At 61.9% G+C, this 16,138-nt stretch carries 10 protein-coding genes and 1 pseudogene; 7 read left to right on the forward strand and 4 right to left on the reverse strand.

From position 1 onward, the window contains the following. From brxC to brxL, 4 genes are read left to right on the forward strand one after another with little or no spacing between them, the layout of a single operon-like run. On the forward strand, positions 1–3,480 hold the full coding sequence (brxC, locus tag D0D28_RS25000) for a BREX system P-loop protein BrxC (RefSeq protein WP_116112927.1): 3,480 nt from the start codon (positions 1–3) through the stop codon (positions 3,478–3,480). After that, entirely contained in the window at positions 3,480–7,034 is a 3,555-nt protein-coding gene (gene pglX, locus D0D28_RS25005) for a BREX-1 system adenine-specific DNA-methyltransferase PglX (protein WP_116112904.1), read from the forward strand. Before brxC ends, pglX begins: the two co-directional genes overlap by 1 nt. Beyond that, positions 7,027–9,525, forward strand: a complete 2,499-nt coding sequence (gene pglZ / locus D0D28_RS25010) for a BREX-1 system phosphatase PglZ type A (protein ID WP_116112906.1) — start codon at positions 7,027–7,029, stop codon at positions 9,523–9,525. The genes pglX and pglZ overlap by 8 nt, the downstream gene beginning before the upstream one ends. Positions 9,526–9,537: 12 nt before the next feature. Next, positions 9,538–11,646: a BREX system Lon protease-like protein BrxL gene (brxL, locus tag D0D28_RS25015; protein ID WP_116112909.1), complete on the forward strand. Its 2,109-nt coding sequence runs from the start codon at positions 9,538–9,540 to the stop codon at positions 11,644–11,646. 34 nt (positions 11,647–11,680) lie between these two features. On the opposite strand, the gene D0D28_RS25020 is transcribed toward brxL, so the two are convergent. The 3 genes from D0D28_RS25020 to D0D28_RS25030 are packed head-to-tail and all read right to left on the reverse strand — an operon-like array spanning position 11,681 to position 13,492. Beyond that, positions 11,681–12,067: a DUF6527 family protein gene (locus D0D28_RS25020; RefSeq protein ID WP_240323339.1), complete on the reverse strand. Its 387-nt coding sequence runs from the start codon at positions 12,065–12,067 to the stop codon at positions 11,681–11,683. Then, positions 12,064–13,248, reverse strand: a complete 1,185-nt coding sequence (locus D0D28_RS25025) for a ThiF family adenylyltransferase (protein ID WP_116112912.1) — start codon at positions 13,246–13,248, stop codon at positions 12,064–12,066. Before D0D28_RS25025 ends, D0D28_RS25020 begins: the two co-directional genes overlap by 4 nt. After that, positions 13,223–13,492, reverse strand: coding sequence for a multiubiquitin domain-containing protein (locus D0D28_RS25030; RefSeq protein WP_116112914.1), 270 nt, complete (start codon positions 13,490–13,492; stop codon positions 13,223–13,225). Before D0D28_RS25030 ends, D0D28_RS25025 begins: the two co-directional genes overlap by 26 nt. A 162-nt stretch (positions 13,493–13,654) precedes the next feature. Here D0D28_RS25030 and D0D28_RS25035 point away from each other — a divergent pair, with 162 nt between their 5' ends. Then, entirely contained in the window at positions 13,655–14,164 is a 510-nt protein-coding gene (locus tag D0D28_RS25035; RefSeq protein ID WP_205413353.1) for a helix-turn-helix domain-containing protein, read from the forward strand. Beyond that, a complete protein-coding gene (locus D0D28_RS25040) occupies positions 14,161–14,718 on the forward strand; it encodes an ImmA/IrrE family metallo-endopeptidase (protein ID WP_116112916.1) in 558 nt (185 codons plus the stop codon). The genes D0D28_RS25035 and D0D28_RS25040 overlap by 4 nt, the downstream gene beginning before the upstream one ends. Positions 14,719–14,764: 46 nt before the next feature. Here the strand turns inward: D0D28_RS25040 and D0D28_RS37015 are convergent, their stop codons facing one another. Then, positions 14,765–15,016: a hypothetical protein gene (locus D0D28_RS37015; protein ID WP_232285517.1), complete on the reverse strand. Its 252-nt coding sequence runs from the start codon at positions 15,014–15,016 to the stop codon at positions 14,765–14,767. Between the two features lie 962 nt (positions 15,017–15,978). Between D0D28_RS37015 and D0D28_RS37020 the strand changes: the two are divergent. Then, positions 15,979–16,138 (forward strand): annotated as a pseudogene (locus tag D0D28_RS37020) (IS256 family transposase); the annotation flags it as partial.

Below are 16,138 nucleotides of genomic sequence, written 5' to 3' on the forward strand. Positions count from 1 at the left end.
ATGCAGCTCAGCGAGATCTTCGCCAAGGACATCCAGCGCCCGATCGAAGGCGTCATCAAGGCCGACGACGTCGCACACCTGGGCACTGAGGTCGAGGAGTACGTCCTGACCAACGAGGCCGCGAAGGGCCTGGAGATCCTGCTCGAGGAGTACACGGACTACACCAACGCCAACGGTGTGTGGATCTCCGGCTTCTTCGGTTCCGGTAAGTCACACATGCTCAAAATGCTCGCCCACCTCCTCGGCGACGTCGACGGTCAGGACTACCCGCGCCAGAACGTTTCCGACAGCTTCCGGGCGAAGAGCCCTGATGCCTTCCTCCCAGGTCTGCTCAACAAGGCCGACCGTATCCCCGCCAAGAGCCTGCTGTTCAACATCGACCAGAAGGCCACCCTGATCAGCAAGGACCAAACCGACGCTTTGCTCAAGGTGTTCGTCAAGGTGTTCGACGAGAGCCGCGGCTACTACGGCAACCAGGGCCACGTGGCGCGGTTCGAGCGCGATCTGGACAACCGCGGCCAGTACGCGGCCTTCCAAGCAGCGTTCGAACGCATCGCGGGCATCCCCTGGTCGCAGGGACGCGAGCAGAGCGCACTGGAAGGCCCGAGCATCGACCGGGCCTTCGCCGAGGTCAACGGCGGCACTGCAGACGGCATCATCCGGCAGTACAGCGCCTCCTATTCCGTCTCGATCGAGGACTTCGCGGACGAGGTCAAGGCGTGGCTGGACAAGCAGGGCGACCCGGCCTTCCGGCTGAACTTCTTCGTCGACGAGGTCGGTCAGTTCATCGGCTCGGACACCAAACTGATGCTCAACCTGCAGACCATCGCCGAGTCGCTCAACACCAAGTGCTCTGGCCTGGCGTGGGTGTTCGTGACCTCGCAGGAGGACATGGAAAAGGTCATCGGCGACCGCACCCGCCAGCAGGGCAACGACTTCTCCAAGATCCAGGCCCGCTTCAAGACCCGCCTCAAGCTCACCAGCGCCGATGTCGAGGAGGTCATCCGCAAGCGTCTGCTCCAGAAGAACGACGCCGGCGTGGCCGCGCTGAGTACGATCCACGCCGAGCAGCACGCCAACTTCAAGACGCTGTTCGACTTCGTCGACGGGGCCAAGACCTACCGCAACTACGCTGACGAGGCCCACTTCGTCGGGACCTACCCGTTCGTCAGCTACCAGTTCCCGCTGTTCCAGGCCGCGATCGAGGGCATCTCCGACCACAACGTCTTCGAGGGGCGCAACAGTTCGGTGGGCGAGCGCTCGATGCTCGGCGTCGTCCAGCAGGTCGCCAAGGACATCGGTAACGTCGAGGTCGGCCAGCTCGCCACGTTCGACAGCATGTTCGCCGGTATCCGCGCCTCCCTGAAGTCTGCCGCCCAGCGTTCGATCGACGTCGCCGAGCGCAACCTCGACAACGCGCTGGCCATCCGCCTGCTCAAGGCACTGTTCCTGGTCAAGTACGTCGAGAGCTTCCAAGCGACCCCGCGCAACCTCACAGTGCTGGTCTACGACCGTTTCGGCCTCGACCTTCCCGCGCTCTCGGAGCAGGTCAAGGAAGCGCTGACCATGCTGGAGACGCAGACCTACATCCAACGCAACGGCAACACCTACGAGTACCTGACCAACGAAGAACAGGTCATCGAGGAAGAGATCAAGAACGTCGACATCGACGCCTCCGAGATCAGCGGGAGACTGTTCAAGATCCTCTCGGGCGACGTCATCAAGACGAACAAGATCCGCTACGCCAAGAACGGCCAGGACTTCCCGTTCGGCTTCAAGCTCGACGACCAGGCCCACGGCCAGCAGCGCGAACTGGCGGTCCACTTCATCTCGCCGGAGTACCCGTACTCGCCCGACGAAATCCGCATGCACAGCGCGGGCAAGGACGAGCTGCGCGTCATCCTCGAACCGGACGCCCGGCTGCTGGCGGATCTGCGGCTGTTGATCAGAACCGAGAAGTACATCAAGCGCAAGCAGAGCACCTCGATCTCGGCCATCGAGGGCCAGATCCTGCAGACCAAGGGTGCGCAGAACACCGACCGCGAGAAGGAACTCATCGAGCGGGCGAAGGTCTCGGTGGGCAAGTCCACGCTGGTCATCAACGCCGCCGACATCACCTCAAACTCTCAAGACGCGCTCGTGCGGGTGACCGATGGCTTCCAAGACCTCATCAGCCGCACCTACACCCAGCTCAAGCTGCTTGGCGGTACGACCTACAGCGAGCAGCAGGTCGCCTCGGCTGTCAAGCCCGACAGCGGGCTATTCGATGCCGAAACCGCCAGCAAGCTCTACGCGCCGGCGGAGGAGGTGCTGTCGTTCGTTCTCCGCAAGGAGACACTCGGCGAGCAGGTCACGATGAAGACAATTGTCGACAGCTTTACGACCAAGCCCTACGGCTGGGACCTGGCCTCGATCGAGGTCCTGGTCGCCTACCTGATCGGCACATCCAAGGTCACGCTCACGGTCGACGGCAACGTCCTCAAGCGTTCCGAGGTCGCTACGGTACTGCGCAACACCCAGAAGCACGCCCACGCCGTGGTGTCTCCCCAAAAGACTTTCGACGAGCGCAAGGTCGCCGCTTTCCGCAAGTTCTGCACCGACTTCTTTGACGAGGGCAACACTCCCAAGGACCCGCTGGAACTCGCCCGCCACGGGGCCGACAAGCTGCAGGCCAAGCGCGACGAGCTCAACGCGACCATCACAGGTTCGAAATACCCGTTCGTGGCTCAGCTCTCGACTCCAATCGCGCTGCTTGACGAGGTGGTCGGCAAACCCGACGACTGGTACTTGACCGAATTCAACCTTGGCGACGACTTGCTCGACGCCAAGGAAAGCACGATCGACCCGATCCAGGCATTCCTCAGCGGTGGCCAGAAGGCCATCTATGACCAGGCGGCCGACCTGCTGGCAACCCACAGCAGCAACCTCGGTTATCTGCCTTCTGGGAGTGACGCGACGGTGCGCGCCGCCCTGGACGACCCGAACGCCTTCCGCGGCAACAAGATGGCCCAGCTCAAGCAGGCCACCGACCAGTTGCGTGCTCAGATCGACGGAGTCGTCACCAGCAACCGCGCGGATGTCGTCGAGGCGATCGAGGGGCGCAAGGCCGAGATCGAAGGCAGCTCCTCCTACGCCAAAGCGACCCCGGACGCCCAGGAGAGCGTGCTGCGTCGAGTCGACCAGACGCTCTCCCGCATCCGTACTCAGAACCAGGTCGCCCTTATCCGCGAGACTGGCTCGAGTTTCGAGGAGACGGTCTACCCGAGTCTGCTCGACCAGCTGGCCGCCGCTCAGCAGGGAGACGGCGACGGTGATGGTGGTACGCCACCGTCGCCAAAGCAGACCGTGTCGGTCAAGACCATCGCGGCCACCGGCGTCTCGGGTGTGCTGGAAACAGAAGAGGACGTCGACCGCTACCTCGACGCCCTGCGCGCGGCACTCGTCCAGACCCTGAACGACGGAAAGCGAATCTCTCTCTGATGGAAACCGCGCCGCTGAAGTCATTCGCCACCTGGGCACGTACGACGCTCATCCGAGAGGTGACCGCCCGGATTGCCGTTGTGCTGGCCCCAGCCTCACCCGATCGGGTCGAACGGCCCAAGGCCGTCGAAGCCCTGGAGAAGGCCGTCACGGCGGCTGGCGGCGGCGACAAGGGCAAGGCAGCAATCGCCGACCGGGTCGCCTACACGTGGTTCAACCGGATCATCGCCCTGCGGTTCATGGACGCCAACGGTTACACCGGCATCGGCGTTGTCTCACCACAGCCCGGCGTTGAGACCGGTCAACCCGAGATCCTGGCCGAAGCCAAGCGCGGCAACATCGACGCTGCGGTGGTCGGCACCAAGACCCGCGACACGGTCACGGCTCTGCTCAACGGCACCCGCCGAAGCGACGACGCCCAGGGCGAGGCCTACGCCATGCTGCTCGCGGACTACTGCCGCTACTGGAACCGCGCCATGCCGTTCATGTTCGAGCGCGAGGGCGACTTCACCGAGTTGCTCATCCCGGCCAACCTGCTGGCCGACGACTCAGTGTCGAGCCGTGCGGTCAAGGTGCTCACAAAGGACGTGTGCCAGGACGTCGAGGTGATCGGCTGGCTGTACCAGTTCTACATTTCGGAGCGTAAGGACGAGGTCTTCGCTGGCTTCAAGAAGAACAAGAAGGCCGGCGCCGACGAGATCCCCGCAGCCACCCAGCTCTTCACACCGCACTGGATCGTCCGCTACTTGGTCGAGAATTCGCTCGGCCGGCTCTGGATGCTCAACCGACCGTCCTCGCACCTGGTCCGCCAGATGCAGTACTACATCGCCCCGGTCGACGAGGAGACCGACTTCCTCAAGATCGGCAACCCCGAGGAGCTCAAGGTCATCGACCCGGCCTGCGGCTCCGGGCACATGCTGACTTACGCCTTCGACCTGCTGTACGCAATCTATGAGGAAGAGGGCTACGCCCCGGCCGAGATCCCCGGCCTGATCCTGACCAACAACCTCTACGGCGTGGAGATCGATCCGCGAGCTGGGGCGTTGGCAGCCTTCGCCCTGACCATGAAGGCACGAGCTAAGCAGCGCACGTTCTTCAGCAAGAAGATCGAACCGAACGTGTGCGTACTTGAGCCAATCTCCTTTACTGCTCAGGAACTTGACTTCCTGGTGACGAAGTCGGGTGACCGACACAAAGAGCAGGAGTTCTGGAAAAAATTCGAGCACGCCGACATACTTGGATCCCTAATTCGCCCAGGGCTATTGTCCGTAGAGCAGGCCAGATTGTATCTAACTGCGCACACCTCTGGCGTCGAAGATGACCTGGTCGGAAACGAACTCGGCAATCGTATTGGGCGATTCATTGAGCAGAGTCGTTACCTTGCTGACAAATATCATGTTGTAATCGCAAATCCGCCGTATATGGGCTCGAGGAACATGGCGCCCATGCTTGCCGACTATGCGAAGCGTGAGTTTGCTGATTCCAGGTCGGACCTCTTCGCAATGTTTATCGAGCGTTGTATAGATCTCTCCATCGATTCTGGAATCATTGCCATGATTACCATGCAGTCATGGATGTTCCTGTCTTCTTATGAGGATCTTAGGCTGAGGATTCTCAACACGTCACCTCCTGTTGCGATGGCACATCTCGGCGATCGAGCATTCGATTCCATCGGGGGTTCGGTCGTGGCAACCACCGCCTTTGTATTGATGCGCCAGATTGGTAGGTCGACGCCCGCTGCATATTTCCGTCTCGTTGACGGCGACTCGGAGGCAGAAAAGGAGCGCATTGCGAATACATGCGTTTCGAGTTCAAATAGTGATAACGTTTTCCATGTTACAGCTGGAGCATTTGCCGCACTTCCCGGCTCTCCGATAGCCTATTGGGTGCCAATCAGAGTTCTCGATATAATCGGACGATCTCAGTCAATATCTGAGGTCTTGCAGCCTCGGCGAGGGCTTTTTACTACAGACAATAATCTTTATTTGCGTTACTTCTGGGAAGTTTCCTGGAGCCGCGCGTGCGTGGACGCGATGTCCGATGAAGAGGCGCTGGCGAGTGGCGCACGATGGTTTGCGCACAACAAGGGTGGAGCTAACCGGAAGTGGTTCGGCAACTACGAATACGTTGTCGATTGGGAGGACCTCGGCTATCGTATAAAGGCATCTGCTGCTGAGAAGTACCCCTATCTAAACGGCAATATCAATTATGTAGTTCACGATGAAGGCTTTTATTTTAGGTCCTCCATCTCCTGGTCGGAGATCAGCGATGCTGCACCTGCATTTCGAGCCTACGATCACGGCTTTACTTTCAATGTAAAAGGAATGAGCGCGTTTCCGATCAGTGAAACGGGCGGTCTCCCTCTTTATGTACTCGGCTTCTTGAATAGCCCATTCGTTCGTGAACTAACTTTCGCGATAAACCCGACAATGAGTTTTGGGACAAAGAATTTCCGCTCGCTTCCCCTTCCTCAATTTGCCAATCCCACAATTGATTCGCAGGTTGCAGAGCTCATTGGCATATCGAGAGCTGACTGGGACTCTTTTGAGACATCCTGGAACTTCACCGCTAATCCGCTGGTACTAAGCGAAGCCAGCTCATTGGAGCTCGCGAGCAAGTCCGTCATCGACGCCTGGAATGATTGCACCGCCAGGGCCAGAGATCTTGAAGAGCAAGTAAATACGAGCATACTTGAAGAACTCGGGATCAACGGCGAACTGGATCCGATGGTTTCGCCTGAGAATGTCACACTCCTTCGTAATCCACATTACCGTTATAGTAGAGATTTGAGCACAGAAGACGCGTCCGCTGAACTGAACAAAGAAGCTATCAAAGAATTGCTGTCTTATGCAGTTGGTTGCATGTTTGGCCGATATAGCCTCGATCACCCGGGGCTGATCTTGGCTAGTCAAGGTGATACCCTTCAGGATTATTTTACAAGAATCCCAGCGCCGAAGTTCCGACCTGATAGGGACAATGTAATTCCGATCGTGGATGGCGATTGGTTCGAAGATGACATTGTCGTGCGGCTCAAAGAATTCCTCCGAGTCGCATTTGGCGAGGAATACCTTCAAGAGAACCTGCGGTTTGCCGCCGAGGCTGTCGGTGTGAAGGATCTACGGGAATACTTCGTGAAGTCGTTCTACAAGGATCACGTACAGCGGTACAAGAAGCGTCCGATCTACTGGCTGTTCTCCAGCCCTAAGGGCTCGTTCAACGCGCTGATCTACATGCACCGCTACACGCCGTCCACGGTGTCGACGGTGCTCAACGAGTACCTACGCGAGTTCCGTGCCAAGCTCACCGCCAGCCTGCAGCAACAGGAGCTCTTGGCTGCAGGTGGCGGTACACCACATCAGCAGGCGGCCGCCCAGAAGGAGGCTGACCGGCTGCGCAAGGTGCTGCTGGAGCTTGCGGAGTACGAGCACGACGTGCTGTACCCACTGGCGTCCCGCCAGCTGGCAATCGATCTGGACGATGGTGTGAAGGCCAACTACCCGAAGTTCGGCGCCGCCCTGAAGAAGATCCCCGGCCTTGAGGCCAGCGATGAGTGACGCCGCCACGGTCCGACCGCACCTGCTGCGCCGGTTCGATCGCCACCGGGTCGTCTTCTGGCACGACGCAGAGGGCCAGTACGCGGCGGAGATCGACAGCCTCGACCTGCCTGGCATCCAGACCATCCGCGTCGTCAACAACGAGTTCGCCATCAAGAACCGGTTGCTGCGCGGCGAGCCGGAGGGCAGGTTCCTGGTCTACCGCTCGGGTCGAGTACCTGATGGCATCGGGAACTGGCTGCTCGATCTGGAGCTGGCATACGGGGTCTTCACGGCCGACCGCACCGCGCTGGTCGCCCACGATCTCGGCCTCACGGGCAAGGGCATAGTAGAAGTCGTCCAGGCGTATGAGAAGTTCTTCAACGCCACGAAGCGCGTACACAGCCTCAAGGCACTCCTCAACCCCGAGGACGACGCGACCGATCTGCGCGCCAAGATGACCGCCGTAGTGCTGGGCCTTAAGGACTCGCACAGCCTGCTGGAGATCACGCGCACCCTCCTGACCGAGAACGCGAAGGGCCAGCACGCCAAGTACGACGCTCTCGTCGACTTCGGCCTGGATGATTTCTACTGGCAGGGCGTGGCCCGGATCTACGGCTACCAGTCGGCGTCGCCGAGCATCGATGACCTGGTGCTGTGGATCTTCGGCAGAGCCATTGAGGGTTTTAAGTCGGAGCGCCCAAGCGGTCTGCAGAACATCCAGCTCGACTTCGCCAGCCTGCGCAACGACCGACGCAGTCAGGCCGCCATGACCACGCTCGCCAAGCGGGCGGCCGGAGACCTGGACTACAAGTCGAAGATCGAGGACACCAGCTTCCGCGACCTGGTCGGCGTCGACCTGTTTGAGGAGACCGATCAGAAGATCATTAGCGACCTGGCGCGGGCGGTAGCCGAGCAGACCGTCACTCCGCGCGAGGTGGCCGAGGTTGTGCGCCAGCGGCAGAGCAGCGTCTGGGCCGACGGTTACAAGCAGCTCTACACGGCCGTCGCCAGTGCGTCGGAGCTGCTGGGCGAGCTGGCGTCGCTGAATCTCGGGATGCAGTCGTTCGACGACGGGCTGGAGCGATACCGGGACGGGTGGTTCCGTATTGATCAGCTGTATCGCCAGTTCGTCTACGCTGCGCGCACGGCGGAGTACCCGAAGCCGCTGGAGGCGCTTCGCGGGCTGGTCGAGAAGCGTTACACCAACAAGTACGTCTATGAGCTGGGCAACGCCTGGCAGCAGCAGGTGGACCACGTTGAGAAGTGGCGTTCGATTGCCCTGTATTCGCAGACGGCCTTCTACGCCCGCTATGTCGAGCCGCTCGTGCGCGACGGCGACAAGAAGGCCGTAGTTATCATCTCCGACGCGCTGCGCTACGAGGTGGCCGACGAGCTTGGCTCGCTCATCCGGCGGGAGGACCGCTTCGAGGCCAACTTGGAGGCCGTGCTCGGAGTGCTGCCCAGCTACACTCAGCTCGGCATGGCGGCGCTGCTGCCGCATGCGACGCTCAAGCATTCGGCGGACGCCAAGACGGTGCTTGTGGACGACCAACCGACAAACAACACCGCCTTCCGCAGCAAGATCCTCGAGGGCGTTGGCGGATCGGCGATCCAGGCCGAGGACTTCAAGGCCCTGAACGCTGAGGAGCGGCGCGAGCTGTATAAGTCCAACCGGGTCTTGTACGTCTACCACAACCGAATCGACGCCACGGGGGATAAGCCAGGTACCGAACGGCAGGTCTTCGAGGCAGTCGATGACACCCTGCGTGACATTGTTGACCTGGTGAAAAAGCTAGCGAGCGCCAACGCCACCAACATCTTCATCACCGCCGACCATGGCTTCCTGTTCCAGGACGAGGCACTACCCGACACGTTCTTCCTGTCGACCCAGCCGCAGGGCGATGGCATCAAGGTCGTCAACCGGCGCTTCGTGCTGGGCAACGGGCTCAAGCTCGATAACGCCTTTGCTACCTTCGAGGCCACCCAGCTGGGGCTCGAGAGCGACCTGGAAATCCAGATCCCCAAGTCGCTCCACCGTCTGCGGCTGCCCGGCGGCGGTTCACGATTCGTGCACGGCGGGGCGACGCTGCAGGAGATCGTCGTGCCAGTGCTGGCGGTCAACAAGAAGCGCAAGAGCGACACCAGGCTGGTCAACGTCGAGGTCTGGCCCGAGTCAGACAAGATCACCACCGGACAGGTCGTCGTCCGGCTCTTCCAGACCGAGCCGGTCAGCGACAAGGTCCAAGCCCGCACGCTCCGTGCTGGGCTCTATGTCGGCGAGACCCTCATCTCGAACCTTGTCGACCTGACCTTCGACCAGACCTCCGCCGATAAGCGTAACCGCTACCAGAGCGCACGGATGCTGCTCAGCCAAGACGCCAACGATTACAACAACCGGGCCGTCGAGTTCCGGCTGGAGGAGCGCATCCCCAACACCAACCAGTGGCGAGTCTTCGCCAAGGCGGTTTATACGTTGAAGCGTTCGTTCGCGTCGGACTTCGACTTCTAGGAGCGAGCTGAGATGAGCGAGACGGAGAACGAGACGCCCGAGCCGACTGTGCCACAGCAGAGTGATCTCGACTTCAAGATCAACCTGCTGTTCCCCGGGGTGGTCGTCCGCAAGGACCTGGTCAAGGCTGTCAAGGGCAATGCCATCGTGCCGTCGTACGTCTTGGAGTACCTGCTCGGGCAGTACGCCGCCTCAGACGACGAAGCCACCATCCAGGCCGGTATCGACACCGTCCGCAAGATCCTGGCCGAGCACTACGTGCACCGCAGCGAGTCCGAGTTGGTCAAGTCGACGATCAAGGAGCGTGGCCGGCACCGGATCATCGATAAGGTCACCGTCACCCTCAACGACAAGGCCGACGTCTACGAGGCCGAGTTCGCCAACCTCGGCATCAAAGGCGTGATCGTCGACTCGCCGGTCGTCAAAGCCCACCCCAAGCTGCTGGTCGGCGGCGTGTGGTGCATCTGCGACATCGAGTACTTCCATAGCGATGAGCACTGGGACGTTCCCTGGAACCTTGGCTCGATCAAGCCCATCCAGCTGTCCAAGTTCGACGTCGACCAGTACCTCGAAGCCCGCCGCGGATTCAACACCGAAGAGTGGATCGACTTGCTGATGCAGTCCATCGGCTTCAACCCTGAGGTCTTCAGCAGACGAGGGAAGTTCTTCCAGCTCGTGCGCCTCATCCCGTTCGTCGAGCGCAACTACAACCTCGTCGAGTTAGGCCCCAAGGGCACCGGAAAGTCCCACATCTTCTCGGAGTTCTCACCCCACGGGATGCTGATCTCCGGTGGCGAGGTTACCGTTCCCAAGCTCTTCGTCAACAACTCTAACGGGCGCATCGGCCTGGTCGGCTACTGGGACGTCGTCGCCTTCGACGAGTTCGCCGGCAAGAAGAAGCGCACCGACAAGTCGCTCGTCGACATCATGAAGAACTACATGGCTAACAAGTCATTCTCTCGCGGCGTCGAGACCCTGGGCGCTGAGGCCTCGATGGTCTTCGTCGGGAACACTTCGCACACCGTGCCGTACATGCTCAAGAACTCCGACCTGTTCGACGAGCTCCCTGACGCCTACCACGACCCGGCCTACCTTGACCGCTTGCACCACTACATTCCCGGTTGGGAAGTGGACATCATCCGTGGCGAGATGTTCTCTGACGGCTACGGGTTCGTCGTCGACTACATCGCCGAAGTCCTCAAGTCGATGCGCTCGCAAGACTACTCCGACCGCTACCAGCAGCACTACACGCTGTCGCCCGACATCTCGACGCGCGATCGCGACGGCATCCACAAGACTTTCTCCGGCTTGATGAAGATCCTCTATCCGGGCGGCGAGGCCACCCGCAAGGAAATCGAGGAGATCCTTCGGTTCGCCATAGAGGGACGTAAGCGCGTCAAGGACCAGATCCTGCGCATCGACTCGACCATGGCCGAGGTGAAGTTCGGTTACTTCGACAAGGAAGGCACCTGGTACGCCGTCGGCACGCTCGAGGAGGACCAGTACCCCACGTACTACCGCCGGGTCCGCACGGGCACTGAGCCAGATGAGGCACCGGCAAACGCAGATCCGCTGGGAGCCGGTGCGGCGTCCGCTGAACTGTTCCAGGGACATCGGGAGTACCAAGAAGGTCAGCGTGGCGTCTCGTATGACGAGCTGCTCGTCCCGTACTTGCAGGGCGCCTCGCAGATCACGATCGTCGACCCCTACGTGCGCATGTTCCACCAGGCCAGGAACCTGATGGAGCTCACCGAGGCGATCGCTCGCGGCAAGGATCCTGCGGACGAGGTTGCGCTCAAGCTCATCACGGTCGAGAACCAGGACGGTTCGGAGAAGCTGCAAAAGCAGTACGAGTACCTCGTGCAGATCAAGCAGAGCGCGGCCGTGCTCGGCATCGTCTTCGACGTCGAGTTCGCTGAGCCCCAGTCGATCCACGACCGCTCGATCAGCACCGACACCGGCTGGAGGATCCTGCTCGGACGCGGCCTCGACATCTTCCAGCGCATGAGTGACAGCCCGTTCGACCTCGCCACGAGGTACCAGAAGTACCGCGGGCTCAAGGCCTTCGGCATCACGTATCTTCGAGAACCTTGCGGAACGGAACAGGGCAACGGCAGCTGATCAGTGTCTGCGGCGAGACGATGTAGGGCCCCAGTCAGCGACCAGTCAGACGCCGAAGGAGGCGATCCCACCAAGGGCTCTGGGATGCAGGGACGGCTTCGAGGATGCGGTGGTCTGACTCGCGGTTGAGCTGGATCTCATCATGTGTGAAGTTGCGTGCCCACTTGATCGTGCCGTGATCGATGACGTAGTGAGACTGGCACGGCAACGCCCAGTTCCCGATCGATGGCCATATCGTGACCGTGCCGTCGAACGTGAGCACCCACTGACCGGGTGAGAGGGGTGTGATGACCTCGCGACCACAACCGCAGGCACACAGGTGCGCGGTGGTGGAGAACCGGGCTGACACGTAGAGGTGGCCTGGCTCCAGTTCTGTGGGAAACGACGTCACGAACTCGGGAACGATCCGCGTCTCCCTCACGCTGCATCCTCCCCTGCATCCCCATTTCCGTTGCGGATGGTTCCCGTGAAGATCCGGTAGACGGTCTCATCGACCGGCTTGAGCTCGGCGTAATACGTGAGGTACTTCTTCCAGTTGATGACCGCGAGCATTGCGTTGAGGCAGTTGAGGTCGGCGGTCTGGATGTTGCGGTCGTACTCGTCGGGCCTGCCGGTCGCGGTGGAAATCGCGCCGTGTGACATGCCGGGGAAGTGGTTCACGACGGCCAAGAGTCCGGAGAGGCGCCCGCCTTCGTCTCGGATGCCCATGCCGACTTCGATCGTGGGGATGCCTCGTTCGTGGAGCCAAGCGAGGATCGCGGTTTTGTCGTTCGCATCGGCGGCGGCCATGAAGACGAAGGTGCAGTTGCCGAGGAGTTCAAGGTTGTCGGCGGTGATGAAGTCCGGGTGCGCGGTGATACCAGTGTGCATGTGGGAGTAGACGCGGGCGAAGTGCTCGGCCTTGTTCGGACGCAACTTGAGGTCCTCGATGTCGGCAGCGCCTGGAGCGCGGTAGGCGTTATGGTTGTCGAACACATCACCGTCGAACAACTCGATGGTGTCGACCCAGGTCTTGGACACCTGGTCGAGGATGAAACTGCCGGTGCCGCCCAGGCCGATGATACCGATGCGGTGGCCTCGGAACTTCGCGTTCATCTCAGCGAGACCCGCGCGAGCGGTGCCGGTGTCGGGGTACACGAACGGCAGGTCGTCTGGAACCTCAGTCCAGCCAGCACCCGGCGTCGCCGTCACAGTCGGGTCGAGTGCCTTCGCGGGATGGCTCAGGATCCGCACGTACGAGGTGATCTTGTCGTAGGTGTTGGCGTAGGCGCCGGCGTTCTTCGGCTTGCTGGAGATCATGAAGTTCGCGCTGAGTTCCGGGGTTATGGCGTGACCGTCGGGTGACGGACCTGGGATCGGCTGCCCGTGCTGATCGCAGGGCTGCTCGCCGATGAACCAGATCCTGTGGTCGCCGGAGCCGTCCTGGACGATGTCGCCGCTGAACACGACCGGCAATGCGAGCCGCCCGTACGTCACCGCCTTGGCGGCGGTGACGTACGGGACACGCTCGACGATCAGGTGGTTGGCCTCGAACGAGAGGCAGTAGTCCTCGTCGAGCAGTCGACGAGTCGACGGATCACGATCGAACGGTGACGTAGACATCGAAGACCATGTTTTCCTTGACCTTGACGGTGCCGCCGGGCTGGAGCGAGCCAGCCCCACCGCCGTTGTGCCCGCGCGAGTACTCGATACGCGCGACGTCTCCGTCGTTGAGCGGCTCGTTCGGGAACGCCAGGTTGTAGACCTCCTCGTAGGAGATCTCCTTCTTGTCCCACTGGAACTCGCGGGTGTTGACGAAGATCGTCACGGCGTGCTCGCCGTGACCAGGATTGTTGCCGGGACTCATAGCCCCTCCCTGTGTCAGAGCCCTTGCTGGAGCTTTGCTCTGACTGTATCAGCAAAGCGTCATCACGCTTGTCAAGACACGCTATGTCGTGTCATCAGGACGGCAGTTCCGCGCTAAGCTCACCTTCATGGAGCGGAACTGCGCAGCGTCGGCGTACCCGGCATGGACAACGTGACAGGCGCCTCCGACACTTCCGCGAGCGTGGAGGGGCTCGATCTCGCCCGGCTGGGCGAGATGCTCCGCGAGCGCCGCGGGAAGTTGTCCCTGCGCCAAGCCGCAGCCGAGGCGGGTGTCAGCTTCAGTACGTTCACCCGCGTCGAAGCTGGCGCTCAGCCCGACCTCACCTCGTTCACCCTCCTGTGCGCATGGCTCGGCGTCTCCCCGGGGCAGTTCTTTGCGCCCGTTACCGAACGCCAGATCGCCCCGATCGACGAGGCGATCGCGCATCTCGCCGCCGACCCGCGGTTGGCGCCGGACGCCGCCTCGAAGATCGCGGATGTCCTCCGCAACATGTACGACGTACTTGCCAAGGCGCCGGCGCAGCGGCAGGTAGTGGCGTGCCACCTCCGCGCCGCATCTGTGCTTCGTCCCGGCGTTCCCCATCGCCTCAACTCGCTCCTCGGTGAGATGCACGACAAGTTGGCAGCTCGCGTGGCCGGCGGGGAGCTGTGACGCTACGCCGCGGGTTCAAGGCTGAAGCCGAACGAGAGGCGGCAAGGGTCCGGAAGGAGCTGGGTCTCGCCTCGCACGATCGCCTTGACCCGCGAGACCTCGCTAAGCACCTAGGTGTCTCGATCGTTGACGCGGGTGAGCTTGTAGACGTTGCAGAGCTTGAAGACCTGGAGCGCCTCCAGGCGTTTGCCTTTTCCGCAGCCACCTTCGAGATCGAGCAGCGCAAGATCATCGTGGTCAGCCCGTTGCGCAACACTGGCCGCCAGAACAGCGACATCGCGCACGAACTCGCGCACGTCATGCTCAAGCACGATCTGTCTGAGATCCGCGAAGTCGACGGGATGCCGTTCCGGACCTGCAAGCCGGACGAAGAGGAAGAGGCCACCGCCTTCGGAGGAACACTCCTGCTGCCTCGACCTCTACTTCTGAGTGCTGCGCGGCGCCAAGCCTCGATCGAGCAGATCGCCAATCAGTACGACGTGACCGTCGAGATGGCGCGCTTCCGGTACAACACCACTGGCGTCGCCAAGCAAGCCATGTCCCGCAACAGCTAGTCGCTGGCCGCCGCATTGGGAGCATCCGAAATATGAACTGATCGGTTCACGATCGTGGTCGTCCGTGGGTGTCGCGGGTGGGGATGCCGCGTTCGCGGAGTTTGGTCAGCACGGTGGTGTGGTCGACGCCCAGGTGTTCGCCGACTCGCGCTAGTGACCAGCCGAGGTTGTAGAGGTGGATCGCGTCGTCGACCTGCTCGGGGGAGAGTCCACGGCGGCGCATCGGCACGTCGTGTCGTTTGAGGATGTTGCTGACCGTGCGCCGTTCGATGCCGAACCGGGTACCCAGCTCGTACACGGTTGCTCCGGCTTGGTACCCAGAGATGAGGTCCTTGACTTGGACAGCGTCGAGTTGCCGGGCACGACCTGGTTTCGGCCGGTCAGCGGGCGGCGGAGTGGGCTTGGACGGGTCGGGGAGCTTCCGGAGCAGCGCCTCCAGGGCTTCTACCTGGGGTTTTGTGTTGTAGTAAGTTCCCCCAAGGTCCACAGTCGTCAAGATCGTCCGGCCTGCACGTTAGCGCAGGTCGGGCGATCGGTTCGCCGCGCGAGCCGGGCCAGGCACTGCGCCCCTTGAGCCCACGTGTCGTCCAACCGGTGAGCCAGCGGATGGCGCCGGAGTCGGGCTGCGCGCCTCGGCTTCCGGAGGCTGACCAGCTACGCCCGGCCGATGCCACGTGGCCACGTCTCCGCGCCGCCGCCGCGATCGCGATTCGACGGAGACCTCCCACCTGCACGCCGTGCGGATGCTCCGAACCCGCGGCGGGGGGTGTCGAGCGGCGCCGTCGTGCGAGGCGCGACCAAAGCCGGGAAATCGCTGAAATACGGACGGGCCGCAGGGGCGGCCCTCTCCGCCGGGGGCCGCGCCGGATCCGCCGCTGCGGCCGCAGCAGCGCGCGCTGCGGCCGAGGCCGCCCGCCAAGCCGCCCGCCGGGCGATGGTGCGAGCCCGAGCACTGACTCCCGCGGCGCGGCCACCTCTCTCGCCGTCCCTCTCACCCAGCATGAGAAGCCAGCCTCGAGGCCGCCAACAACCAACCCGTCATCAACCTCAAGGTCCTCGACCCCGCCAACGGCGCACAAGGCCGAGCGGCAGCCGACGCCGGCCCATTCACCCCTGCCACCGACCCGACAACCGCCACCACAGCAAACCTGTCAACGGGCGGCGCAGTCCCGGGGACTGTTTCAAGATCGGTGTTTCTGGCCCGACACGCCGGGCTGAGGTCCGGCGGGATGGGCACTGTGAGTGATGACATCTGGGGCTGTGACTCCACGTAAGAGTGAGAAGCGGTTGTCGCCGGAGCAGGCCGCTGCGGTGGCGATGGTGGCCGAGGCCCGGCAGCGGGGGCTGGAGCTGACCGGCCCGAACGGGCTGTTGAAGCTGTTCACCAAGAACGTGTTGGAAACCGCGCTGAATGAGGAGA

The sequence above is a fragment of the Amycolatopsis ruanii genome (assembly GCF_003385175.1).
Taxonomy (GTDB): Bacteria; Actinomycetota; Actinomycetes; order Mycobacteriales; family Pseudonocardiaceae; genus Amycolatopsis_E; species Amycolatopsis_E thermalba.

What these genes read in the sequence shown, in the direction of transcription:
- brxC (WP_116112927.1), top strand. Translation starts at nt 1, where the DNA reads ATGCAGCTCAGCGAGATCTTCGCCAAGGACATCCAGCGCCCGATCGAA.
- pglX (WP_116112904.1), top strand. Translation starts at nt 3,480, where the DNA reads ATGGAAACCGCGCCGCTGAAGTCATTCGCCACCTGGGCACGTACGACG.
- pglZ (WP_116112906.1), top strand. Translation starts at nt 7,027, where the DNA reads ATGAGTGACGCCGCCACGGTCCGACCGCACCTGCTGCGCCGGTTCGAT.
- brxL (WP_116112909.1), top strand. Translation starts at nt 9,538, where the DNA reads ATGAGCGAGACGGAGAACGAGACGCCCGAGCCGACTGTGCCACAGCAG.
- D0D28_RS25025 (WP_116112912.1), bottom strand. Translation starts at nt 13,248, where the DNA reads ATGTCTACGTCACCGTTCGATCGTGATCCGTCGACTCGTCGACTGCTC.
- D0D28_RS25030 (WP_116112914.1), bottom strand. Translation starts at nt 13,492, where the DNA reads ATGAGTCCCGGCAACAATCCTGGTCACGGCGAGCACGCCGTGACGATC.
- D0D28_RS25035 (WP_205413353.1), top strand. Translation starts at nt 13,655, where the DNA reads ATGGACAACGTGACAGGCGCCTCCGACACTTCCGCGAGCGTGGAGGGG.